The following is a 23,310-nucleotide window of genomic DNA, read 5'->3' as shown; positions in this document are numbered from 1 at the left end:
GTCCTGGACCGCCACCACCTTCATGCGTCACCGCGCGGGTTCAGAACGCGTACGGCCGGTCCTCGCGCGCCGTGCGCAGCGCCTCGGCCCACCACACCAGCTGGTTGAGCATCTGCTTCGCGGCAACGGCCGCGCCCTCGGCGTCCCTCGGCTTTCCGCCCTCGCTGAACTGCTCGTTGGCCATGGGGAAGCTCACGCTGTCGCGAATCGTCATCGCATGCAATTCCACGAAGACCTGGCGCAGTTGCTCGACGGCCCGCAGGCCCCCGGAATATCCGCCGTGACTCACGAACGCGACGGGTTTGGCATGCCACTCGGAATAAACGGAGTCGATGGCGAGTTTCAGGCCCGCCGGATATCCCCTGTTGTACTCCGGTGTGATCACGACGAAGGCGTCGGCGGCCGCGACCTCGGCGGCGTACGCCGTGACCTGCGGGGAGGCGTACACCCCGTCCTTGGGCGGCCCGGACAGCTCGGCCGGGAGTCCGGCCTCGGCCAGGTCGAGCACCGCGATGTCGAGATCGCCGTGCGTCCTGGCCTGCTCGATGAACCATTTCGCCACCGTGGGACCGAGCCGTCCCTTGCGCGTGCTCCCGACGACAACGGCGAGCCGGATGGGCTTCTTGGACATCTCCCTGGATCCTTCCGAAGAGCCGGTGCGTGAATTTCCGCAATGACAGGCGATCTGCCGCAGCCTTGCGCCGTGAAGTAGAGGACCACTCGAAGTCCGCTCGTAAGTCGGGACGGCCGCGGCGGAAGTCCCCGAGCGCGCGCCTGCCGTTCCTCAAGCCGCTTTCTAGGCGCGTCGACGAATATCGCGGCAGCGTTTCACCACTGCGGGGAGGGGGAGTCCCATGCGCGTTGCCAGAGAGAACGAGCCCCTCAGGATGTACTGCTTCGCCCACGCGGGAGCGGGCGTTTCGGCGTTCGGGCGGTGGCCGTCCCGGCTCGGCGCCGGCGTCCAACATGTGCCGGTGCTGCTGCCGGGGCGTGACGTACGACGGCGGGAACGGCGCCTCACCGACCGCCGTGCGCTCCTTGTGGACCTGCTGCGCACGACGGGCGCGCCGCCGGCCGGTCCGTACGTGCTGTACGGGCACAGCCTCGGCGGCCTGATCGCCTATACGGCCGCCCGCGCCCTGGAGGACGCGGGCCTGAACCCGCCGGCGCTCGTGGCGGTGGGCGCCTGCCCGCCGCCGGACGCGACGGCGGCGCTCGCGGCGGGCGCGGAGCTGCCGGACTCCGAACTCGTCGCGCTGCTCGGCGACTTCGGGTCCACGCCGAGGGACGCGAGCCCCGACGGGATGTGGGCGCGCAGCACGCTGCCCGTGCTCCGTGACGACCTGCGGCTCGCGCAGTCGCTGCGCGCGGCCGCCGACCGGCCGGTGCGGGCCCCGCTCCTGATCGTCTCCGGGCGCGACGATCCGCTCGTCACGCCCGGCCTGATGGCCGGCTGGCAGCGCTGGACCTCGTCCTTCGCGGTCCGGCGCACCGTGCCCGGTGACCATTTCTTCGTCCGTGACCGGGAACTTCCCCGGCTGCTCGGACGCGCCTGCCGCGTCGTGCGGCGCACCACGGGCAGCGCCCCTGATGCGTCGGACACCACCGGCTCAGAGACAGCATTGGAGAAGATCGGCCCATGAATCGACGTGTTGTCATCACGGGGATCGGCGTGGTGGCTCCTGGCGGGATCGGGACCAAGGACTTCTGGAACCTGCTCACCGCGGGGCGGACCGCCACCCGGGCGATCTCCCTCTTCGACGCCGCGGGCTTCCGCTCGCGCATCGCCGCCGAGGCCGACTTCGAGCCCGACGAGCACGGCATCGACGCGGGCGAGGCCGAACGCCTGGACCGCGCCGTGCAGTTCGCGCTCGTCAGCGCCCGGGAGGCGCTGGCGGACAGCGGTCTGACCGCGGGCACCGACCCGCTGCGCACCGGGGTCACGCTGGGCAGCGCGGTCGGCTGCACGATGGGCCTGGACCGCGAGTTCAACGTGGTCAGCGAGGGCGGGTCCCGCTGGGAGGTGGACCACCGCCTGGCCGCATCGCACCTGTTCGACTACTTCGTGCCCAGTTCCATGGCCGCCGAGGTGGCCTGGGACGTGGGGGCGCAGGGCCCGGTCTCCATGGTGTCCACCGGCTGCACCTCCGGCCTCGACTCGATCGGGCACGCCGTCGAGCTGATCAGGGAGGGCAGCGCCGATGTGATGGTGGCCGGGGCGACCGAGGCCCCCATCTCCCCCATCACCGTGGCCTGCTTCGACGCGATCAAGGCGACGTCGCCGCGCAACGACGACCCGCAGACCGCCTCCCGGCCCTTCGACCGCACCCGCAACGGCTTTGTGCTCGGCGAGGGTTCGGCCGTGCTCGTCCTGGAGGACCTGCAGAGCGCCCGGGCCCGCGGCGCCCATGTGTACGCGGAGATATCGGGGTTCGCCAGCCGCTGCAACGCGTACCACATGACCGGGCTGCGGCCCGACGGCAAGGAGATGGCGGAGGCCATCAGGGTCGCCCTCGACGAGGCGCGCCTGGACCCGACGGCCGTCGACTACATCAACGCGCACGGTTCGGGGACCAAGCAGAACGACCGGCACGAGAGCGCCGCGTTCAAGCGCAGCCTCGGCGAGCACGCGTACGCCACCCCCGTGAGCTCCATCAAGTCGATGATCGGCCACTCGCTCGGCGCCATCGGTGCCCTGGAGGTGGCGGCCAGCGCCCTGGCCATCGAGCACAGCACCGTGCCGCCCACGGCCAATCTGCACGAGCCCGACCCGGAGTGCGATCTCGACTACACGCCGCTGATCGCGCGGGAGCGGCAGCTCGACACCGTCCTGAGCGTCGGAAGCGGCTTCGGCGGCTTCCAGAGCGCCATGATCCTCACCCGCCCGCACCTGGGGGACGCATGACCACGACCCACGCGCCCGCACGGCCCCGGCCCGCCGCCGACGGGGCCCGCACGGCACACGCCGTCGTCACCGGCATCGGTGTGACCGCGCCCAACGGCCTCGGCACGGCGCCCTGGTGGGAGGCGACGACGAACGGCGTCAGCGGGATCCGCCCCATCAGCCGCTTCGACCCGGCGCGTTACCCCTCCCGGCTCGCGGGCGAGGTGCCGGACTTCGTCGCCAAGGAACACCTGCCCGGACGGCTCCTGCCGCAGACGGACCACATGACCCGGCTCGCGCTCGTGGCCGCCGACGAGGCGTTCGCCGATGCCGGGATCGATCCCAAGGAACTCCCCGAGTACGCGGCGGGCGTGGTCACCGCGGCCTCCGCGGGCGGCTTCGAGTTCGGCCAGCGCGAGCTGGAGGCCCTGTGGAGCAAGGGCGGCCAGTACGTCAGCGCGTACCAGTCCTTCGCCTGGTTCTACGCGGTCAACACCGGGCAGATCGCGATCCGCAACGGACTGCGCGGCCCCAGCGGGGTCCTGGTGAGCGAGCAGGCGGGCGGCCTCGACGCGATCGCGCAGGCCCGCCGTCAACTGCGGCGCGGGGTACGGCTCCTGGTGACGGGCGGCATCGACTCCGCGCTCTGTCCCTGGGGTTGGACGGCCCATCTCGCCGGCGGGCTGCTGAGCACCAGTGACCGGCCGGACCGCGCCTATCTGCCGTTCTCCGCCGAGGCGTCGGGCCATGTCGCGGGCGAGGGCGGCGCGCTGCTGATCCTGGAGGACGCGGCGGCGGCCCGGGAGCGCGGCGCCCGGGTGTACGGCTCCGTGGCCGGGTACGCCTCCACCTTCGACCCGCCCGTGGGCAAGGGGGCGCCGCGGCTCGCGGACGCGGCACGGCTCGCCCTGGCCGACGCCGGTCTCACGGCCGCCGACGTCGACGTGGTCTTCGCCGACGCCGCGGGCGACCGGGCGGCCGACCGCGCGGAGGCCGAGGCCATCACCGCACTGTTCGGGCCGCGCGGGGTGCCGGTGACGGCGCCCAAGACGATGACCGGGCGGCTCTCGTCGGGCGGGGCGTCCCTGGACGTGGCCGCCGCCCTGCTCGCGCTGCGCGACCAGGTGGTGCCGCCGACGGTGCACGTCGAGCGGACCGCCGACGACTGCCCCCTCGACCTGGTCACGGGCGCGGCCCGCGAGACCGCGCTGTCCACGGCCCTGGTCCTGGCCCGCGGCCGCGGCGGCTTCAACTCGGCCGTGGTGGTGCGCGCACAGCCCTGACCAGCCGCCCGACCGCAGACGACGTACCCCTCACGAAGCGAAGTACCAGCCAAGTACAGCCGAGAAAGGCGATCATCATGTCCCGGATGCAACTCAGCGACCTGACCACCCTGCTGCGCGAGTGCGGCGGCGAGGACGAGACGGCGAACCTCGACGGCGACGTCCTGGACGTGACCTTCACGGACCTGGGCTACGACTCGGTGGCCGTCCTGGAGACCACGGGACGCATCGAGCGCGACTACGACCTGGCCCTCGACGAGGAGGCGGTCGGCGAGGCCGACACCCCCCGCAAGTACCTCGCCCTGGTCAACGGCACCCTCACCGCCACCCGCGGCGCGGCCTGATGCACGCCGCGCACGAGGTCAAGGTGGCCGCGCCCGCGCGGGAGGTCTACCGGCTGCTCGCGGACCTCGGCAACTGGCCGTGGATCCTCGAGCCGTTCGTGCACGCCGAACTCATCGGCGTGGAGGGCGGCTTCGAGCGGGCCGGGATGTGGACCACGTCGGGCGACCAGGTCGAGCACTGGGTGGCCCTGCGCCGCCTCGACGAGGCGGCGCTGCGCATCGACTTCCGCCCGGAGCGGCCCGCGCCGCCGCTGGCCTCGATGGAGCGTTCATGGGTGGTGGAGCCGCTGTCCGCGACGGAGTGCACGGTGCGGCTGCTGCACACCTACGAGCTCACGGACGACGGCCCCGAGGCCCGTGCCGCCACCGCCCAGGTGATCGACACGATCGCGGACGGCGAGACCGCCGCGGTGCGGACCGCGGCCGAACTCCTCGTGGCCACCCCCGAGTTGCTCGTCGAGGTCACCGACACCGTCGACTTCGACGCGTCTCCGGAGGCGGTCTACGACGCCCTGTTCGACGCGGGCGCGTGGCCCGGCATCCTGCCCCACGTGATCCGGGCCGAGCTGCTCCACGACGGCGGCGACCACCACCTCGTGGAGGTCGACACGGCGGAGAGCCGCGGCGGAACGCTCACCATGCGGACGGCGCGCGTGGGCCGCCCGCACCGCGTCATCGCGTACAAGCAGCTGGTCCTGCCGCCGATCGGCACCAGCCACCATGTCCGCTGGCAGCTCACGCCGACGGAGGGCGGGGTCACGGTCACCTCCGTGCAGACCGTCGTCATCAAGCCGGAGGGCATCGCGCAGCTCCTCGGCGAGGGCACCGACCTGACGGCGGCGCGGGGGTTCGTCCAGCGGGAGCTGAGCGCCAAGGCCCTGCTCACCCTGGAGGGCGTCAAGGAGCACCTCGGCGCCCGCTGACTCACGCACGACCGCGGCAGCCCCTCGTACACGATGGTGTGTACGAGGGGCTGCCGCATGTCCGCGAGGGGTTACCCGGCCCGCTGTTCCGGTGTGAACGGCACGGTGCCACGCACTCCGAGTCCCGCGTCGACCAGCGAGCGGCCCACCGCCGCCGGGCCGCCCGCGGCCCGCACGGCTTCGGCCACGTCCATGACGTACTGGCCGTACCCCGACTTGCCGAGGGCCGCGCCCAGGCGGTGGCACTGGTCGGCGTCGATGTAGCCGAGGCGCAGCGCGACCTCCTCGATGCAGGCGATGCGCACGCCCTGGCGGTGCTCGATGGTCTGGATGTAGTGCGAGGCCTCCAGGAGTGAATCGTGCATGCCGGTGTCCAGCCAGGCGAACCCCCGGCCGAGGTCCACCAGATGCGCCTTGCCGCGGCGCAGATACTCGCGGTTGACGTCGGTGATCTCCAGTTCGCCGCGTGCGGAGGGCCGCAGTCCGCGGGCGATGGACACCACGTCGTTGTCGTAGAAGTACAGGCCGGTGATGGCCCGGTTGGACCGCGGCCGCAGCGGCTTCTCCTCGATCGAGAGGAGCCGCCCGTGCTCGTCGGCCTCGCCGACGCCGAAGTTCTCCGGGTCGCGGACCGGATAACCGAACAGGACGCAGCCCTCCGTGTGCGGCAGCCTGCCGCGCAGCACCTGGGAGAAGCCGGGGCCGTGGAACACGTTGTCGCCGAGGACCAGGGCGACCGGGTCGTCGCCGATGTGGTCGGCGCCGATGACGAACGCCTCGGCCAGGCCCCGCGGTTCCTCCTGCTCCGCGTAGCTGAACCGCAGCCCCAGCTGGCTTCCGTCGCCCAACAGCCTGCGGAACTGCGGCAGATCGCCGGGCGAGGAGATGATGAGGATGTCCCGGACCCCGGCCAGCATCAGGACCGAGAGCGGGTAGTACACCATCGGCTTGTCGTAGATCGGCAGCAGCTGCTTGGAGACCCCCAGGGTGATGGGGTGAAGCCGCGTCCCGTTGCCGCCGGCCAGGATGATTCCCTTCATGCTGACACCTCGTACGCCGTGGCACGGGCCCGCGCGAGGCGAACCGGGTGCCTGCTGACATGACTCTCCTGGCGTCCGATGGTGCTGCCGCGGAGTCGAAGGTGCCTCAAGTCGCGCTACAGCGGCCGGTTGCATTCTCGTCCCGACGCAGCGAACCGCTTCTGAAGGAGACCCCGTGCCGGACGCACCCATCAACCTGGCCATCATCGTCGGCAGCGTACGAGGAGGCCGGTTCTGCCCGACGGTCGCCGACTGGTTCGCCCGTCAGGCGCGCGCGCACGGTGGGATCGAGGTCGAGCTGATCGATCTGCTCGACCACCCGCTGCCGCTGATCATGCCGGAGTACGAGGAGCCCGCGGACCCCGCCACCCAGGCGGTCGTGGACGCCCTGACGGCCAAGCTCGCCCGCGCGGACGCGTTCGTGGTCGTCACCCCCGAGTACAACCACAGCACGTCGCCGGTCCTGAAGAACACCATCGACTGGTTCCTCGACGAGTGGAAGGCCAAGCCGGTCGGCCTGGTCTCCTACGGCGGCATGGGCGGCGGCCTGCGCGCCGCCGAGCACCTGCGGCAGATCTTCGCGGAGGTGCACGCGACGACCGTGCGCGACGTCATCAGCTTCCACAACCAGTTCTCCGAGTTCGAGAAGGACGGCAAGCCGGCGAGCCCGGAGGGCAGCGAGGCCGCCGCCAAGTCGCTGCTCGACCAGCTCCTCTGGTGGGGCAACGCGCTGCGCGAGGCCCGGACCAAGGTGCCGTACACGGCCTAGCAGCAGCTCCCCCATGACCAACGGCCGCCCCTCGGCAGCACGGGCGGCCTCCACACCACCAAGGGAACGAGAGGGCATGAGCGATCACAGGGCGCTGATCCTGGACGAAACCCGCAAGTACCACCTCGACCAGCAGGGGGACGGGCACTTCGTCCCCGGTGTCACCGAGATCTGGCCGTCCGGCGCCGTCCTCGACGCCGACGACCGCGCGGCACTCGTCGAGGCCGCACTGGACATGACGATCGCGGCCGGCGAGCGCTCGCAGCGCTTCGAGTCACGGTTCGCCAAGCTCCTGAAGCGCCGCAAGGCGCACCTGACGAACTCCGGTTCCTCCGCCAACCTCCTCGCGCTCACCGCCCTCACCTCCCGGGTCCTCGGGGACCGGCGGCTGCGCCCCGGCGACGAGGTGATCACCGTCGCGGCGGGCTTCCCCACGACGGTGAACCCCATCGTGCAGAACGGCCTCGTGCCCGTCTTCATCGACATCGACCTGGGCATCTACAACACCACCGCCGCGCGGGTCGCCGAGGCGATCGGCCCGAAGACCCGGGCCATCATGATCGCGCACGCCCTCGGCAACCCCTTCGAGGTCGCCGAGATCGCCCAACTGGCCAAGGACCACGACCTGTTCTTCGTCGAGGACAACTGCGACGCGGTGGGCTCGACGTACCAGGGGCAGCTCACCGGCACCTTCGGCGACCTGACCACCGTGAGCTTCTATCCGGCCCACCATCTGACGATGGGCGAGGGCGGCTGCGTCCTGACCTCGAACCTGAAGCTGCACCGGGTCGTGGAGTCGCTGCGGGACTGGGGCAGGGACTGCTGGTGCGAGCCGGGCAAGAGCAACACGTGCCTCAAGCGCTTCGACCACCAGATGGGCAGCCTCCCCGAGGGCTACGACCACAAGTACATCTTCTCCCACGTCGGTTACAACCTGAAGTCCACCGACCTGCAGGCCGCACTCGGCCTCACCCAGCTCGACAAGCTGGACGACTTCGTCGCGGCGCGCCGCCGCAACTGGAGCCGGCTGCGCGAGGCGCTCGACACGGTGCCGCACCTGCGGCTGCCGGAGCCGACGCCCGGCAGCGACCCCAGCTGGTTCGGCTTCATCATCAGCGTGGACCCCCAGGCGCCGTTCACCCGCGCCGCCCTGGTGGACTTCCTGGAGAGCCGGAAGATCGGCACCCGCCGCCTGTTCGCGGGCAACCTCACCCGCCAGCCCGCCTACCAGGACGTCCCGCACCGGGTCGTGGGCTCCCTGGAGAACAGCGACTTCGTCACCGAGCACACCTTCTGGGTGGGCGTCTATCCGGGACTGACCGACGAGATGATCGACTACATCGCCTCATCGGTACGCGCCTTCGTGGGGCGGCACCGGTGACCGCGACGGAAGCGGTCCTGCGGCCGCGCACGGACTCCTGGCTGCCGGACCGGCTCGTCGCGTCGGCGGCCGAGCGCAAGGCGGGAACCCAGCTGCGCACCGACGAGTTCGCCGACTGGCTCGCGGCGCGCGGCAGGGCCAACCACTTCGCGGTGGAGCGGATCCGCCTCGCCGATCTGCAGGGCTGGTCGTTCGCCCCGGGCAGCGGAAACCTCACCCACCGCAGCGGGCGGTTCTTCACCGTCGAGGGACTGCACGTGGTCACGGGACAGGGGCCGGTGCCCGAGTGGCACCAGCCCATCATCAAGCAGCCGGAGGTCGGCGTCCTCGGCATCCTCGCCAAGGAGTTCGACGGGGTCCTGCACTTCCTGATGCAGGCCAAGATGGAGCCGGGCAACGCCAATCTGCTGCAGCTCTCCCCCACCGTGCAGGCCACCCGCAGCAACTACACCAAGGTGCACCGCGGTTCGGACGTGAAGTACATCCAGTACTTCACCTCGCCCGGCCGCGGGCGCGTCCTCGCCGACGTCCTGCAGTCCGAGCACGGCTCGTGGTTCTACCGCAAGGCCAACCGCAACATGCTGGTCCTCACCGACGAGGACGTGCCCCTGGACGACGACTTCTGCTGGCTGACGCTCGGCCAGATCGGCGAGCTGCTGCACCGGGACAACGTGGTCAACATGGATGCCCGCACGGTGCTCGCCTGCCTGCCGGGACCGGAGCAGGGACCCGATGCCTGGGCCCTGCACCCGGACGCCCGGCTGCTCTCCTGGTTCACCGGCGAGCGCTCGCGGCACGAGGTCCGGGTGGAGCGCATCCCGCTCGACGAGGTGCGCGGATGGACCCGCGACGAGTGGAGCATCAGCCACGACGAGGGCCGCTTCTTCCGGGTGATGGCCCTCGCCGTGCAGGCCGGCAACCGCGAGGTGACCGGCTGGACGCAGCCGCTGTTCGAGCCGGTCGCCACCGGCGTGGCCGCCTTCCTCACCCGCCGTTTCGACGGCGTCCCGCACGTGCTCGCGCACGCCCGGGTCGAGGGCGGCTTCCTCGACACCGTCGAGCTGGGGCCCACCGTCCAGTACACCCCCGCCAACTACGGCCATCTGACGGGCGCCGACCGGCCCCCGTTCCTCGACCGGGTCCTGTCGGCGGCCCCCGAGGACATCCGCTACGAGGCCCGGCACTCCGAGGAGGGCGGCCGGTTCCTCAACGCCGAGTCGCGCTATCTGTTCGTCGAGGCCGGCGACCTCGGCACCGATGTGCCGCCCGGCTACGCCTGGGTCACCCCCGGGCAGCTCTCCTCCCTCGCCCGGCACGGCCACTACGTCAACGTGCAGGCCCGTACGCTCCTTTCCTGCTTCAGCACCGGGGCGGTGCCGTCCTGATGGGGCCGCTGCGGATCGGCGTGCTCGGCTGCGCGGAGATCGCCCGGCGCCGCATGCTCCCGGCCATGGCGGCATCGGGCGACATCGAGATCGCCGCCGTCGCGAGCCGTGACCCGCGGCGTGCGCGGGAGACCGCGCGGCCCTACGGCTGCCGTGCCGTCGAGGGCTATCAGGAGCTGCTCGACGACCCGTTGGTCGACGCCGTCTATGTGCCGCTGCCCGCGGCCCTGCACGCCCGCTGGACCGCGGCGGCGCTGCGGTCCGGCAAGCACGTCCTCGCGGAGAAGCCGCTGACCACCGACCGCACGGCGACCGCCGCGCTGCTCGACGACGCCGGGGCCCGCGGCCTGGTGCTTCGGGAGAACGTGATGTTCGTGCGGCACAGCCAGCACCGCACCGTACGCGCACTGCTCGCCGACGGCGCCATCGGTGAACTGCGCTCCCTGCGCGCCGAGTTCACCGTGCCGCGGCGGGCCGACGACGACATCCGCTACCGCAGGGAACTCGGCGGCGGCGCCCTGTGGGACACCGGCGTCTATCCGCTGCGCGCCGCCCTGCACTTCCTCGGCCCGCGGCTCTCCGTGCGCGGCGCCGCCCTCACGTACGGCGCGGGCAAGGACGTCGACACGGCGGGTGCGGCCCTCCTCGGCACGCCGGAGGGGGTCACCGCGCACCTCTCGTTCGGCCTCGACCACGGCTACCGCTCGCAGTACGAACTCACCGGCAGCCACGGCCGGATCACCCTCGACCGCGCCTTCACTCCCCCGGCCGACCACGCGCCGGTACTGCGCGTCGAAGGCCCAGAGGGCGCACGGGAGCTGTCGCTGCCCCCGGACGACCAGGTCGCGGGCACGCTGACCGCCTTCGTGACCGCGGTGCGCGCCGGGGCCGCTGCCGACACCGGCGCCGAGTCCGCGGCCTCGACCTGTCTGCGCCAGGCCGAACTCCTCGAAGAGATCACCGCCGCGGCGGGCTAGTTCCCCCGGCCACCCCGCCCCACCCCGGTACCCACCCATCGCGCCGAACCGCGCCAAGGAGACCAGACCGTGCGCATAGCCGTGACCGGATCCATCGCCACCGACCATCTGCTGACCTATCCCGGACGATTCTCGGAACAGCTGATCGCCGACCGGCTCGCCGAGGTGTCGCTGTCCTTCCTCGCCGACGAACTGGAGATCCGCCGCGGGGGCGTCGCCGCCAACATCGCCTTCGGGCTCGGCAGGCTCGGCCTCGCCCCGGCCCTCGTCGGCGCGGCGGGCCGCGACTTCGCCGACTACCGCCAGGTCCTCGAGGAGAACGGTGTGGACACCGCGCCGGTGCACATCAGCTCCTCGCGGCACACCGCACGCTTCGTGTGCACCACGGACGCCGATCACAACCAGATCGCCACGTTCTACGCCGGGGCGATGGCCGAGGCGCGGGAGATCGACCTGGCCCCGATCGCCCGGCAGCGGGGCGGCCTCGATCTGGTGGTCGTCGCGCCCAACGACCCCGACGCGATGGTGCGGCACACCCAGGAGTGCCGCACCCTGGGCATCGACTTCGCCGCCGACCCCTCCCAGCAGCTGGCCCGTCTCGACGGGGAGCAGGCCCGCCAACTCGTGGACGGCGCCCGCTGGTTGTTCACCAACCAGTACGAGTCCGCGCTGCTGCGGGAACGCACCGGAGCGAGCGAGGAGGAGCTGCTCGGCCGGGTCGGCGCGTGGGTCACCACCCTCGGCGCCCAGGGCGTGGTGATCTCACGCGCCGGAAAGCCGCCGCTGCGGGTGCCCGCGGTCGGCACCGCCGACGAGGTCGAACCCACCGGTGTCGGCGACGCCTTCCGCGCGGGATTCCTCGCCGGGGTCGCCTGGCAGTGGCCGCTGGAGCGCGCCGCCCAACTGGGCTGCGCCATGGCCACCGTGGTCCTGGAATCCGTCGGCACCCAGGAGTACAAACTGTCCGCGGCCGACCTGCTCACCCGGCTCGAGCAGGCCTACGGTCCACAGGCGGCGCGGGACATCGAGCCGCGGCTGCGCGAAGCAGGGCTCTGAGCGCGCCGCGGCGCGCAGGACCCCGGACAACCAGAGGAGACGGTCATGAGCACAGTGCGCGAACTGCTGGCCGACGGGCGGCCCACGTACTCGTTCGAGTTCTTCCCGCCGAAGACCGACGCCGGCGAGCGCACCCTGTGGAACGCCATCCGCCGGATCGAGGCGCTCGCGCCGTCGTTCGTCTCCGTCACCTACGGCGCGGGCGGGTCCTCACGGGACCGCACCGTCGCGGTGACCCGGCGCATCGCCGCCGAGACGACGCTGCGCCCGGTCGCCCATCTCACCGCGGTCGGCCACTCCGTCGCCGAACTGCGCCACATCATCGGGCAGTACGCGGACGCGGGCGTACGCGATGTGCTGGCGCTGCGCGGCGATCCGCCGGGCGATCCGAACGCACCGTGGACGGCGCACCCGCAAGGGTTCACGCACGCCCACGAACTGGTCTCCCTGGTGCGCGCCATGGGTGACTTCAGCGTCGGCGTCGCGGCCTTCCCCGAGCGGCATCCCCGCTCGGCCGACTGGGACGACGACATCCGGCACTTCGTCGCCAAGTGCCGGGCGGGCGCGGACTACGCGATCACGCAGATGTTCTTCGACGTGGAGCACTATCTGCGGCTGCGGGACCGGGTCGCGGCGGCGGGCTGCACCACCCCGATCATCCCGGAGATCATGCCCGCCACCGATGTCCGCCAGATCCGCCGCTTCGCGGAACTGAGCGGCGCCGGCTTCCCCCACAGCTTGGCCGAGCGCCTGGAGGCGGCCCGCGCCAACCCCGCCGACGGGCACCGCATCGGTGTCGAGCACGCCACCGGGATGGCCCGGCGGCTGCTGGCCGAGGGCGCCCCGGGGCTGCACTACATCACGCTCAATCGCTCGACGGCGACGCTGGAGATCCATCGCGAGATCGTGGGCTCGGCACCGGCACCCGCCCTCGCCCGTCGCTGAGTCCGGGGTGCTCGCCGTGCGGCTCTTCGGCGGGAGCCGGCACGCTCCCGCCGCGGTGCACGGCGAGCACCCCGAGGGCGGCGAGCAGCGAGACGGCGCCGCCGACGACAAGTCCTGACCTGGCCCCCCAGGTGTTGCTGAGCCAGCCCACCAGCAGGGCGCCCAGTGGTGTGGTGCCCTGGAAGACCAGGGTGTACAGCGCCATGACCCGGCCCCGGTAGGCGGGGTCGCTGCCCAGCTGGATGCGGTGGTTGGCCGCCTGCGCGAAGTACATCGAGCCGAAGCCCGTGCACAGCAGCAGCGCGGCGGCGCTCGCGTACGTGGGGGCGAAGCCGGTGAGCAGCTCAAGGACGCCGAAGCCCAGGGCGGCCCCGATGACCAGAAGGAGCGGCGGCCTGCCCCTGCGCAGCGTCGTGACGAGGGCCGCGAGGAGCGCGCCCGCCGCGAACGCCGTCGTGAGCAGGCCGAATGCGGCGGCGTCGGCGTGGAAGACCGTCTTGGCGAGCAGCGGCAGGGTGAGCTGGAAGTTGAATCCGGCCAGACCGATCACCGCCACGAGCACCATGACCGACAGCAGATCCTTCCGCGCTACGAGATGGCGGAGCCCGTCGGCGACCCGGGCGCGGCCTGGTCGTTCCTTGCCGCGGTGGAGTTCGCCGGGGCGTATGAGCCGCAGTCCCGCCACCGTGGCCAGATAGCTCACGGCGTTGACCAGCATCACGGTGGCGGTGCCGAACCAGCCGATGAGGAGACCGGCCACGGCCGGTCCGAGGACCCGGGCGATGTTGAAGTACGCGGCGCTCAGCGCCGAGGCGTTGGGCAGCAGTTCCGCCCCGACGAGCTCGCTGACGAACGCCATGCGGGTGGGCACCTCGACGGCGTTCACGGTGCCGAGGCCGAGCGCGAAGAGGTAGATGTGCCACACCTGTACCTGCCCCGCGAGCACCAGCAGGGCGAGCAGCAGCGCGAGGACGCCGGAGACGAGGTTCGCCGCCATCAGCAGCCTGCGCTTGTCGTAACGGTCGGCGAGGCCGCCCGCGTAGAGGGTGAGGAGCAGCAGCGGGGCGAACTGCAGGGCGGTGACGGTGCCGAGGGCGGTGGCCGAGTCGTCGGTCAGGGACAGCACCAGCCAGTCCTGGGCGACGACCATCATCCAGGTTCCGGCGACGGAGACGAGCTGTCCGGCCGCGAACAGCCGGAAGTTGCGCACCGTCAGGGACTGGAAGGTACGGGCAAGAGCGCGTTTCATCCGCTTCCTCGAAGTCGTTTCGGACTGCGGCCCTGTGCGCTCGTCGGCGCGGGGCGTCGCAGGGCGGAAGGGCATCGGAGGCCGCGAACGCGGAGCGGAGAGTGGGAGGCCGACCGCGGTCGTTTCCGCGGTCGGCCCGTCGGCACGCCGGGGGATGGTTCGTGCCGACTGCCTAGTAGAGCACCTCGCGAGTCACCCATCGCCACATTTTACAAACCGGTACGCCGGTTTGTAGAATCTTTTACCTAACCAGGGAAACCGTAAAATCCGCGCCAACCATGACCGGTCCCTGCATCCTCCCCCACCCCAACTTCCCTTATGCTGCACGCTGGTTCCATCTGGCACGTTCCAGCCACACTGGATGGTCTCCGGCCTGGCGCACACCACGCAATCCGGTCGGTCGACAAGAAGATTCTGTCATACCGCTACCCAGAAAACCGGGACGTTGGTTTGATATATCCACTGAGGGGGAGAAGTTCTGTCTCGGGAGTCACGGTGAGTAAACAGGAGCGGGCCGCACGCACCCGCCATGCGCTGATCCACTCGGCAGCGGTGCAGTTCGAGCGGCATGGATATACCCAGGCACGCCTGGTGGAGATCAGCGCGGGAGCCGGGGTCAGCACCGGCGCCCTGCACTTCCACTTCGACAACAAGGAGGCCGTGGCCCAGGCGGTGGAGAACGAAGCGGCCCTCACCCTGCACGGCGCGACCTACGAGGACCCGGGAAACGCGCTGCAGGCCCTGGTGGATCTCTCGCACGGCTTCGGCTCGCTGCTGCGTCAGGACGTGGTGGTACGCGCCGGGCTCCAGCTCAGCCGCGACATCACGCGCACCCCGCGCCGCAATCTCCGCCAGGAGTGGCAGGACTGCGTCGCGCGCCTGCTCCGCAGGGCCGCCGACGAGGGCAGCCTGGGCACGGACCACTCCGTGGAGGCGGTGACCCCCACCCTGGTGGCCGCGACCATCGGCCTCGTGGTGCTGAGCGGGGACGACAAGACATGGCTCGCGCGGTCCTCGATCGCCCGCCTGTGGCAGCTCCTCCTTCCCCAACTGGCCGCGCCGCGCGTGCTCGAGACGCTGGATCCCAGCGGCACCGCGGTCACGGCCGACGACTGCTGCACGCCGCCCCCGCGGCGCCCCGCCCCGCTCGCCGAAGCCGGCTGCGAACGGTGAGCGCCGCGGGAGGGGCGCTAGCCGCCCGAAGTGCGCGCGGGGACGGCGAAGGCCGCCGCGTGGTCGGCGGCCCAGTCGGCGAACGGGCGGGCCGGACGCCCCGTCACCTCCTCGACCACGGGCGTCACCCGCGCCTTGGCCCCGTCCCCCTGGCGCCGCGCGCTCTGCATGAGGGCCTCGGCGAGCGGTTCCGGATAGCGGGCGAGGTAGCGCTCGCGCTGCTCGGACGGCGTCAGCTCCACGAAGGCCAGCGGCACGCCGAGCACCCGGGACAGCTCCGCGGTCTGGTCGACCGCGCTGATCGCCCCGGGGCCCGTCAGGATGTAGGACCGGCCCGCGTGCCCGTCCTCGGTCAGCGCGCGCAGGGCGACCTCGGCGATGTCGCGCGGATCGACACAGGCGTTGGCGGACGCGCCGTACAGACCGCGCACCACACCCTCGGCGCGGATCGACGACGCCCAGCCGAGGCTGTTGGACATGAACGAACGGGGCCGCAGGAACGTCCAGTCGAGGCCGCTGTCGCGGATGAGGTCCTCGTTGCCGCGCTGCCAGCGGGTGATGAGGTCGTCCGCGCACGGATCCTCGACGGCGGCCGCGGACAGCTTCACCAGGTGTCGCACCCCGGCCGCGGCCGCGGCCCGTACGAAGCGGGCGTCGTCGTCACCGCCGACGTCGTTGGTGACCACGAAGGCCGTGCGGACGCCGCGCAGCGCGCGGGCCAGCGAGTCCGGGTCGGCGTAGTCGCCCTCGACGATCTCGGCCGACGGGCCCGCGCCGTCGACGCGTCGCGGAGTGCGGGCCAGGATCCGCACCGGCAGGCGTCCGTCGATGCGGCGCACCACCTCGCGGCCCACCGTGCCGGTCGCACCGGTCACCAGAATCGTCATCGCATGCCCCCGTCAGCGGTCGGCGCCGAGCGGCACCGCGGTGCGGTCGCGCAGATCTGCGCGGAACACCGCCCGGCCCTCCTGGTGTCCGGTCACCCGGACGGCGGCGCCGCTCGCGGAGAGGTCGGGCAGCGGCCGTGCCTCGATGAGGCACGGAACGCCGAACTCCGCGTAGTTGTCGAACGAGACGTCACAGGCGTACGGAATGAAGGACTCCGGTTCACTGGTGGCCTGTGCCGCCTGCCGGGCCGCCTCCAGCAGCACCATGCCCGGCACATGGTCCTTCGGGCCCTGGAAGAGCGTGGGATGGCTCGTGTCCACCCGCAGCTCCCAGCTGTGCGGGTGCGCGGTGGCGGCCAGCAGCACGTCGCCGGTGTCGGCGCGCCCCACGAGAGCGGCCGGCACGGGCGGCGCGGCCGGACGCGCGTAGGTGTGCCCCGTCATCTCCCCGCGCAGCCTCCGGTACGCCGCGGCCGTGATGATCCGGACGGCTATCTCGCCCGTGGCCACCACATGACCCGCGTGCCGGATCGCCAACTCGACGTCCAGCTGGGTCAGTCCGCCCCTGCGGCGGCCCACCGGGGCACAGATCAGCTCGACGTCGACCGCGACCGGCCAGTCGCCCACGTCGAGCCGGTCGGGAACACAGTCGTAGCGCAGCGACGTCAGCGAGAAGGCGTGGTCGAGCGGCACGTCGTAGGCCGCGTGCGACACGAGGGCGACCGCCTGCCGCAGGGTCTCGGCGATCAGCAACGGGTCGTGGCCCCCGCGCACGGGGGCGAAGAACGGATGGTCGTGCGGCAGCCGGACGGCGACCGAGAAGCGGTCCTGTCCGGTCCGTATCCAGCTCACGGGAAAGGCGTCCGTGAGTCTTGCCCTGTGCACGAAGCCGAGTGTCGATGCTCCGGCGTCGGGTGCCGCGGGAAGTACGAGGTCAGCAGCCAGAGATGTCTGGGCCATGATCCCCCCATAGGTATGTCCATGGACTGGCCGAGCGGTAATGTTTCCCTGTCCCAGATTAAAATACAGACTTGGTGGTTTCTTTGCCAGGGCATGACTGACCCTGGACTTCTGCTCAAACCACCGCACAGTTATGGAGGGGCCGCGTGGCCAAGCAGGCACGGGCGATCCGGACGCGTCGCGTCATTCTCGAGGCCGCGGCGAAGGTCTTCGAGGAGCACGGTTACGAGGCCGCCACCATCACCGAGATCCTCAGAGTGGCCGGGGTCACCAAGGGAGCGCTCTACTTCCACTTCCAGTCCAAGGAAGACCTGGCCCACGGCGTACTGGCCGAACAGAACCGCTCGATCTCCGTCCCCGGGCGCGCGTGCCAGGTCCAGGAACTCATCGATGTCGTGGCCCTGCACGGCTACTTGCTGCAGACCAGCCCGATGGTCCGGGCCGGGGTGCGGCTCTCCATGAACCAGCAGGCGCGCGGCCTGGACCGCAGCGGTGCGTTCAACCGCTGGGTCACGGCCATCGAGGGCCTCCTCGAAGCCGCCAAGGCGCAGGGCGAGCTGCTGCCGCACGTGCGGACCGCGGAGACCGCCGCGGTCGTCGTCGGCAGCTTCGCCGGTATGCAGTCCATGTCCGAAGTCACCAGCGACTACCGGGACTTGGGCGAGCAGGTGGCCGCCCTCATGCGGCATCTGCTGCCCAGCATCGTGCTGCCCTCCGTGCTGGCCTCCCTCGACCTCGCGCCGGACCGCGGGGCGCGGGTGCACGCGGAACTCCCCGAGCCCAGCGCCGATTCCGACGGCGATGCCGACACCGAGCCCGACCCCGCGCCGAGCCCCGGGGCGGAGTCCGACGCCGCTGTGGAGAGCGCGTCCGGCCCGGGGTCCGGGTCCGGCCCGGAGCACGCCCTGATCTGACCGCACGGTCGCCGACGGGCCGCCCCGCGCGGCCCGCGGCGGCGTGGTCCTCGGCGTGGTCCGTATCGGTGCGGTCCTCGGCGCGGTCCGTATCGGTGCGGTCCGTATCGGCGCGGTCCGCCTCAGCACGGCTCACCGAACCACGTCCGCAGCGTCTCGGTCAGATCGTCGCCGTCCTGCGCCCAGGCCAGATATCCGTCGGGCCGCACCAGCAACGCCTCGCAGGGCAGCGCCGATCCGGCCGCCACGCGCACCGTGCGCAGCACGGGGGACCAGGCGGCGGCCGCCGTCGCGTACCGGTCGGCCGCCGCGCCGGTGAGCAGCAGCGTCGGGCGGCCGTCCCGCAGCAGGCCGATGACGTCCTGCGGACCCGTGGGCGTCGTGAGTGCCGTGTTGTCCAGGAACCGCCCCTCCCACTGCGAGCCGCTCACCGAACGCGCCACGTACCGCGTGTCCTGCGCGCTGATCAGGCCCGCCAGATATCCGTGGTGCGCGGGGTCGGCCAGGAGGTCGGTGACGAGCGTGCGCAGCGGGTCGAGGCCCGCTTCGGGGCGCATCAGGGCCAGTTGGGCCCGGGTGTTGTCCACCACGCGGCGCGCGGCGGGGCGGCGCTCCAGGTCGTAGGTGTCCAGGAGGTCCTTGCCCGCGCTCCCCCGCACCGCGAGGGCGAGCTTCCAGGCGAGATTGAGCGCGTCGAGGAGACCGGTGCTCAACCCCTGCCCGCCGATGGGGAAATGGAGGTGGGCGGCGTCCCCCGCGAGGAAGACGCGGCCCGCGCGGAAGCTGTCGGCGATCCGGGTGAAGTCGCTGAACCGCGTCAGGTGCCGCCCCTCGGTGAAAGCGACCTCGTGCCCCGCTATCAGGGACACCTCGGCCGCCAGCTCCTCCAGCGTGACCGGCACACGCCGGTCGGGGTGCTCCCCCGAGCAGTTGACCGTGCGCACCAGGCGCAGGCCCTCCGGGGTGTCACGGGAGACGACCCAGCCGCGGCGCGTCATGTGCCAGCCCGGTGGCAGCGCCTCCGGGTCCCGCAGCCGCACCAGGCCCATCAGGGCCGCCACCGTCGCGGGGAAGGTCTCCGACCCCATGCCCGCCTCCGTGCGCACCACGCCGCGCGGGCCGTCGGCGCCCACCAGATACTCCGCCCGCAACTCCGTGGGCCCGTCCGGGCCTTCGGCGCTCGCGACGACCCCGTCCGCGTCCTGCCGTACCCGCACGACGCGGTGGCCGCGCAGCACGCGCACGCCCCGCTCGCGCGCGAGGGCCTCGAAGGACCGCTCCAGGTCGGCCTGCAGCCGCTTCATCAACGGCTCGGGCTCGCCCGCGGGGGACGTCATCGTCAGGCCCGGCATCCCCGCGAAGTGGAACGGCCGCTCGCTCGCCGCGCCCGCGGCCGGGGCGTCCAGGTATCCGCGCCGGGTCAGCGACTGGACCGTGCGCGCGTGCAGGGTGTTGGCCTTCGGGGCGTCGGACACCGTCGAGCGGGCCTCACAGACCACGGTGTCCACGCCGAAGGCTCCCAGCTCCGCGGCGATCAGCAGGCCCACGGGCCCGCCCCCGACCACCACGACCTGCGCGGTCACCGCATCACTCATGTCCCACTCCTCATCCCCGCCTCAGCGGCCCCTTCGGATGCCTCGTACCGCGAACGAACGGGGCCGCACCCGAATTCCGGGCAGGCGGGAAATTATCTCTCCCCGCCGGGAGCACCGCTGGGAGCCGCCCGCAGGGTGAGGGCCATCGTGAGCCCGCCACCTGGGGTGTCCTCGGCGGTGAGCGTGCCGTCCATCGACTCCGTGAAGCCGCGGGCGACCGCGAGACCGAGGCCGACGCCCGCGCCGCGCGGGGCGTCGCCGTAGCGCTGGAACGGCTCGAAGATCCGGTCCTTCGCCTCGTCGGGGACGCCGGGGCCGCGGTCCACCACACGCAGTTCCACGTGCTCGCCGATGGCGCTGGCGGAGACCAGGACGCGGGATCCGTCGGGGCTGTACTTCACGGCGTTCTCGACGACGTTGGCGACCGCGCGTTCGAGCAGGCCCTTGTCGACGGTGACCATCGGCAGGTTCTCCGGGATGTCCAGGTCGACGCTGTCCTCCGGTACGCCGCCGAGCGCCATCGGCACCACTTCGTCCAGGTCGATCTCGCGGATCAGCGGGGACACCGTGCCGGTCTGGAGGCGGGACATGTCGAGGAGGTTGCCCACGAGGTGCTCCAGCCGGTCCGCGCCGTCCTCGATGCCTTCGAGGAGTTCCGCCTCGTCCTCCTCGGACCACTCCACGTCCTCCGAACGCAGCGAGGTGACCGCGGCCTTGATGCCCGCGAGCGGCGTACGAAGGTCATGGCTGACGGCGGCGAGCAGCGCGGTGCGGATGCGGTTGCCCTCGGCGAGGGCGCGGGCCTCCTTGGCCTCGCCCTGGAGCCGTTGGCGGTCCAGGACGACGGCGGCCTGCGCGGCGAACGCGGCGAGCACGCGCCGGTCCTCGGCGGGCAGGACCCGTCCCGAGAGCGCGAGGGCCATGTGGTCGCCGACGGGCATGTCGACGTCGGCGTCCTCGGGGCGGCCGAGCGGGCCGCCCGCGCCGACCCGTCCCGCGCAGGTCCAGGGGTCCACGTCGCTCTCGCGCTCCAGGAGGGCGACGGACTCCATGGCGAAGGTCTCGCGGACCCGTTCCAGGAGGGCCTCCAGGCTGGTCTCGCCGCGCAGCACGCTGCCCGCGAGGAAGGAGAGGATCTCCGACTCGGCGCGCAGCCGGGCGGCCTGGGCGGTGCGCCGGGCCGCGAGGTCGACGACCGAGGCGACCGCCACGGCGACCCCTATGAAGATGGCGAGGGCGACGATGTTCTTCGGGTCGTTGATGGTCAACTTCCCGATGGGCGGCGTGAAGTACCAGTTCAGGAGCAGGGAGCCGAAGGCCGCCGAGGCGAGGGCCGGCCAGGCGCCGCCGAGCAGCGCGGCCGCCACGGTCAGCGACAGATACAGCAGCATGTCGTTGGCGAGGCCCACGCCGGGCGCCCAGGAGCTGAGCACATAGGTGAGCAGCATCGGGCCCGCGACACCGATCAGCCAGCCGCTCAGGCTCCGGGTGCGGCCGAGCCTGGCGCTCCTGGCCACCGGGAGTCCGCGCCCGGTGCCGACCGCGTCGTGCGTGACGAGGTGGACATCGAGGTCGGGGCCCGAGTCGCGGGCGGCGGTCGCGCCGACGCCGGGCCCGAAGACGTACTGCCAGGTCTTGCGGCGTGAGACGCCGAGGACGATCTGGGTGGCGTTGACGCCGCGCGCGAAGTCGAGCAGCGCGGACGGTATGTCCTCCCCTATGACGTGGTGGAAGGTGCCGCCGAGGTCTTCGACGAGGGTGCGCTGGACGGCGAGTTCCTTGGGCGACGCCGAACTGAGGCCGTCGCTGCGGGAGATGTAGACGGCGAGGACCTCGCCGCCCGCGCCCTTCTCCGCGAGACGGGCCGCGCGGCGCAGCAGGGTGCTGCCCTCGGAGCCGCCGGTCAGTCCGACGACGATGCGTTCGCGGGAGCCCCAGATCTTCTTGACGCGGTGCTCGGCGCGGTACTCGGTGAGGTACTCGTCGACGCGGTCGGCGGTCCACAGGAGGGCGAGTTCCCGCAGGGCGGTGAGGTTGCCGGGCCGGAAGTACTTGGACAGGGCCGCGTCGACCTTGTCGGGCTTGTAGATGTTGCCGTGCGCCATGCGGCGGCGCAGCGCCTGGGGCGACATGTCGACCAGCTCGATCTGGTCGGCGCGGCGCACCACGTCGTCCGGGACGGTCTCCTTCTGCCGCACGCCGGTGATGGACTCGACGACGTCGCCGAGGGATTCCAGGTGCTGGATGTTGGCCGTGGAGACGACGTCGATGCCGGCCGCGAGGAGTTCCTCGACGTCCTGCCAGCGCTTGGCGTTGCGCGATCCCGGGATGTTGGTGTGCGGGAGTTCGTCGACGAGGGCGACGGCGGGGCGGCGGGCCAGGACCGCGTCGAGGTCCATCTCGGTGAAGACCGAGCCGCGGTACTCGAGTTCCTTGCGCGGGATCGTCTCAAGGCCGTGCAGCATGACCTCGGTGCGGGGCCTGTCGTGGTGTTCCACGAAGGCCACCACGCAGTCGGTGCCGCGCTCGACGCGACGGTGTGCCTCGGACAGCATCGCGTACGTCTTGCCGACGCCCGGTGCCGCACCGAGATAGATCCGGAGTGTGCCGCGTGCCATGGGTCCTTGAATCCGTCCGCCGGGTCGTCAGCTCTCGAAGCGGTACCCCATGCCCGGCTCCGTGATGAGATACCGGGGATGGGAGGGGTCCGCTTCGAGCTTGCGTCGCAACTGGGCCATGTAGACCCGGAGATAGTTGGTCTTGGTGCCGTAGGACGGACCCCACACGTCGAGCAGCAGCTGCCGCTGGGTGATGAGCCGTCCTGGATTGCAGATCAGTATTTCGAGGAGCTGCCACTCCGTCGGGGTCAGCCGTATGTCGTGGCCGCGCCGGGTGACCTTCTTGGCCACCAGGTCGACGGAGAAGTCGTCGGTGGTGACCACCACGGTCTCCCTGGCGGCCGGGGCGGACTCGGTGCGGCGGACGGCGGCGCGCAGTCTGGCGAGCAGCTCGTCCATGCTGAACGGTTTGGTGATGTAGTCGTCCGCCCCCGCGTCGAGCGCGGTGACCTTCTCGTCGGAGGCGCGCCGGGCGGTCAGCACGAGGACCGGGACGCGGGTCCAGCCGCGCAGGCCCTTGAGCACGTCGATGCCGTCCATGTCCGGCAGGCCCAGGTCGAGGACGATGACATCGGGCTGCCGGGCGGCGGCGAGGCGGAGCGCGGTGGCTCCGTCGGGGGCCGCGTCGACGGCGTACTTGCGCGCCTGCAGATTGATCACGAGAGCCCGTACGAGCTGCGCGTCGTCCTCCACCACCAGCACCCGGGTCATCGGTGTGCGGCCTTCCTTGTCCGTGGCGCCGTGCGTGGCGCCGTACGTGTCGCTCGGTGTTTCGCTGCGTATGCCGCTCGGTATGTCGTGGCCGCGGGAGCCGACGGCTCCGGGCGTCTGCCCAGGGCCAACGAAACCCCCCGTTTCTGTTAAACCCAACAGAAAAACACAAAAACCAATATACGGACGGGGAATTGACGCGGGGGATATGAGGAC

Annotated in this window: 21 protein-coding genes; 13 read left to right on the top strand and 8 right to left on the bottom strand. The window is 71.8% G+C overall.

All coding sequences use genetic code 11. The features are described 5' to 3' along the window. Nucleotides 1-40: 40 nt before the first annotated feature. Nucleotides 41-631 carry an NADPH-dependent FMN reductase gene (locus tag ACFWZ2_RS41290; RefSeq protein ID WP_384554937.1) on the bottom strand — a complete coding sequence of 197 codons (591 nt, stop codon included), beginning with the start codon at nucleotides 629-631 and terminating at the stop codon, nucleotides 41-43. Between the two features lie 223 nt (nucleotides 632-854). On the opposite strand from ACFWZ2_RS41290, the gene ACFWZ2_RS41285 reads away from it, so the two are divergent. From ACFWZ2_RS41285 to ACFWZ2_RS41265, 5 genes are all read left to right on the top strand, one after another. Further along, a complete protein-coding gene (locus ACFWZ2_RS41285) occupies nucleotides 855-1,643 on the top strand; it encodes a thioesterase II family protein (protein ID WP_384554936.1) in 789 nt (262 codons plus the stop codon). Further along, the gene (locus ACFWZ2_RS41280) at nucleotides 1,640-2,905 is read left to right on the top strand and encodes a beta-ketoacyl-[acyl-carrier-protein] synthase family protein (RefSeq protein ID WP_384554935.1); all 1,266 of its coding nucleotides are present in this window, start codon (nucleotides 1,640-1,642) and stop codon (nucleotides 2,903-2,905) included. The genes ACFWZ2_RS41285 and ACFWZ2_RS41280 overlap by 4 nt, the downstream gene beginning before the upstream one ends. Continuing rightward, nucleotides 2,902-4,167, top strand: a complete 1,266-nt coding sequence (locus ACFWZ2_RS41275) for a ketosynthase chain-length factor (protein ID WP_384554934.1) — start codon at nucleotides 2,902-2,904, stop codon at nucleotides 4,165-4,167. The genes ACFWZ2_RS41280 and ACFWZ2_RS41275 overlap by 4 nt, the downstream gene beginning before the upstream one ends. A gap of 77 nt (nucleotides 4,168-4,244) precedes the next feature. After that, on the top strand, nucleotides 4,245-4,511 hold the full coding sequence (locus ACFWZ2_RS41270; protein WP_384554932.1) for an acyl carrier protein: 267 nt from the start codon (nucleotides 4,245-4,247) through the stop codon (nucleotides 4,509-4,511). Next, on the top strand, nucleotides 4,511-5,434 hold the full coding sequence (locus ACFWZ2_RS41265; protein ID WP_384554930.1) for an SRPBCC family protein: 924 nt from the start codon (nucleotides 4,511-4,513) through the stop codon (nucleotides 5,432-5,434). The genes ACFWZ2_RS41270 and ACFWZ2_RS41265 overlap by 1 nt, the downstream gene beginning before the upstream one ends. Nucleotides 5,435-5,505: 71 nt before the next feature. Here the strand turns inward: ACFWZ2_RS41265 and rfbA are convergent, their stop codons facing one another. Next, nucleotides 5,506-6,474: a glucose-1-phosphate thymidylyltransferase RfbA gene (gene rfbA / locus ACFWZ2_RS41260; protein ID WP_384554928.1), complete on the bottom strand. Its 969-nt coding sequence runs from the start codon at nucleotides 6,472-6,474 to the stop codon at nucleotides 5,506-5,508. Between the two features lie 175 nt (nucleotides 6,475-6,649). On the opposite strand from rfbA, the gene ACFWZ2_RS41255 reads away from it, so the two are divergent. From ACFWZ2_RS41255 to metF, 6 genes are all read left to right on the top strand, one after another. Beyond that, nucleotides 6,650-7,243 (top strand): NADPH-dependent FMN reductase, encoded by a 594-nt coding sequence (locus ACFWZ2_RS41255; protein ID WP_384554926.1) that lies wholly within the window; start codon nucleotides 6,650-6,652, stop codon nucleotides 7,241-7,243. Nucleotides 7,244-7,319: 76 nt separating this feature from the next. Next, on the top strand, nucleotides 7,320-8,624 hold the full coding sequence (rfbH, locus tag ACFWZ2_RS41250; protein WP_384554924.1) for a lipopolysaccharide biosynthesis protein RfbH: 1,305 nt from the start codon (nucleotides 7,320-7,322) through the stop codon (nucleotides 8,622-8,624). After that, on the top strand, nucleotides 8,621-10,009 hold the full coding sequence (locus ACFWZ2_RS41245; RefSeq protein ID WP_384554922.1) for an NDP-hexose 2,3-dehydratase family protein: 1,389 nt from the start codon (nucleotides 8,621-8,623) through the stop codon (nucleotides 10,007-10,009). The genes rfbH and ACFWZ2_RS41245 overlap by 4 nt, the downstream gene beginning before the upstream one ends. After that, nucleotides 10,009-10,986, top strand: a complete 978-nt coding sequence (locus ACFWZ2_RS41240) for a Gfo/Idh/MocA family protein (RefSeq protein ID WP_384554920.1) — start codon at nucleotides 10,009-10,011, stop codon at nucleotides 10,984-10,986. The genes ACFWZ2_RS41245 and ACFWZ2_RS41240 overlap by 1 nt, the downstream gene beginning before the upstream one ends. 69 nt (nucleotides 10,987-11,055) lie before the next feature. Beyond that, nucleotides 11,056-12,042 (top strand): carbohydrate kinase family protein, encoded by a 987-nt coding sequence (locus ACFWZ2_RS41235; RefSeq protein WP_384554918.1) that lies wholly within the window; start codon nucleotides 11,056-11,058, stop codon nucleotides 12,040-12,042. A 45-nt stretch (nucleotides 12,043-12,087) separates the two neighbouring features. Further along, nucleotides 12,088-12,987, top strand: a complete 900-nt coding sequence (metF, locus tag ACFWZ2_RS41230) for a methylenetetrahydrofolate reductase [NAD(P)H] (protein WP_384554917.1) — start codon at nucleotides 12,088-12,090, stop codon at nucleotides 12,985-12,987. Here metF and ACFWZ2_RS41225 read toward each other — a convergent pair. Beyond that, a complete protein-coding gene (locus ACFWZ2_RS41225; protein ID WP_384554915.1) occupies nucleotides 12,908-14,236 on the bottom strand; it encodes an MFS transporter in 1,329 nt (442 codons plus the stop codon). The genes metF and ACFWZ2_RS41225 overlap by 80 nt on opposite strands. A 495-nt stretch (nucleotides 14,237-14,731) precedes the next feature. On the opposite strand from ACFWZ2_RS41225, the gene ACFWZ2_RS41220 reads away from it, so the two are divergent. Then, entirely contained in the window at nucleotides 14,732-15,409 is a 678-nt protein-coding gene (locus ACFWZ2_RS41220) for a ScbR family autoregulator-binding transcription factor (protein ID WP_384554912.1), read from the top strand. 17 nt (nucleotides 15,410-15,426) lie between these two features. Here the strand turns inward: ACFWZ2_RS41220 and ACFWZ2_RS41215 are convergent, their stop codons facing one another. After that, nucleotides 15,427-16,296, bottom strand: coding sequence for an NAD(P)H-binding protein (locus tag ACFWZ2_RS41215; RefSeq protein WP_384554910.1), 870 nt, complete (start codon nucleotides 16,294-16,296; stop codon nucleotides 15,427-15,429). Between the two features lie 12 nt (nucleotides 16,297-16,308). Continuing rightward, complete coding sequence (locus tag ACFWZ2_RS41210; protein WP_384554908.1) at nucleotides 16,309-17,181, bottom strand: ScbA/BarX family gamma-butyrolactone biosynthesis protein; 873 nt, start codon at nucleotides 17,179-17,181, stop codon at nucleotides 16,309-16,311. Between the two features lie 221 nt (nucleotides 17,182-17,402). Between ACFWZ2_RS41210 and ACFWZ2_RS41205 the strand changes: the two genes are divergently transcribed. Next, nucleotides 17,403-18,170 carry a ScbR family autoregulator-binding transcription factor gene (locus tag ACFWZ2_RS41205; RefSeq protein ID WP_384554906.1) on the top strand — a complete coding sequence of 256 codons (768 nt, stop codon included), beginning with the start codon at nucleotides 17,403-17,405 and terminating at the stop codon, nucleotides 18,168-18,170. 122 nt (nucleotides 18,171-18,292) lie between these two features. Here ACFWZ2_RS41205 and ACFWZ2_RS41200 read toward each other — a convergent pair whose 3' ends face one another. The 3 genes from ACFWZ2_RS41200 to ACFWZ2_RS41190 all read right to left on the bottom strand — a co-directional run bounded on the left by ACFWZ2_RS41200 (nucleotide 18,293) and on the right by ACFWZ2_RS41190 (nucleotide 23,094). Further along, on the bottom strand, nucleotides 18,293-19,765 hold the full coding sequence (locus tag ACFWZ2_RS41200) for an FAD-dependent monooxygenase (protein ID WP_384554904.1): 1,473 nt from the start codon (nucleotides 19,763-19,765) through the stop codon (nucleotides 18,293-18,295). Between the two features lie 92 nt (nucleotides 19,766-19,857). Further along, the gene (locus ACFWZ2_RS41195) at nucleotides 19,858-22,383 is read right to left on the bottom strand and encodes an ATP-binding protein (RefSeq protein WP_384554901.1); all 2,526 of its coding nucleotides are present in this window, start codon (nucleotides 22,381-22,383) and stop codon (nucleotides 19,858-19,860) included. A gap of 27 nt (nucleotides 22,384-22,410) precedes the next feature. Beyond that, nucleotides 22,411-23,094, bottom strand: a complete 684-nt coding sequence (locus ACFWZ2_RS41190) for a response regulator (RefSeq protein WP_384554899.1) — start codon at nucleotides 23,092-23,094, stop codon at nucleotides 22,411-22,413. Nucleotides 23,095-23,310: the final 216 nt, after the last annotated feature.

This window comes from Streptomyces sp. NPDC059002, from assembly GCF_042740435.1.
In the GTDB taxonomy this organism is placed as follows: Bacteria; Actinomycetota; Actinomycetes; order Streptomycetales; family Streptomycetaceae; genus Streptomyces.
The sequence above is the reverse complement of the archived record's forward strand: the minus strand, read 5'-3'. Positions and strand labels throughout refer to the sequence as shown.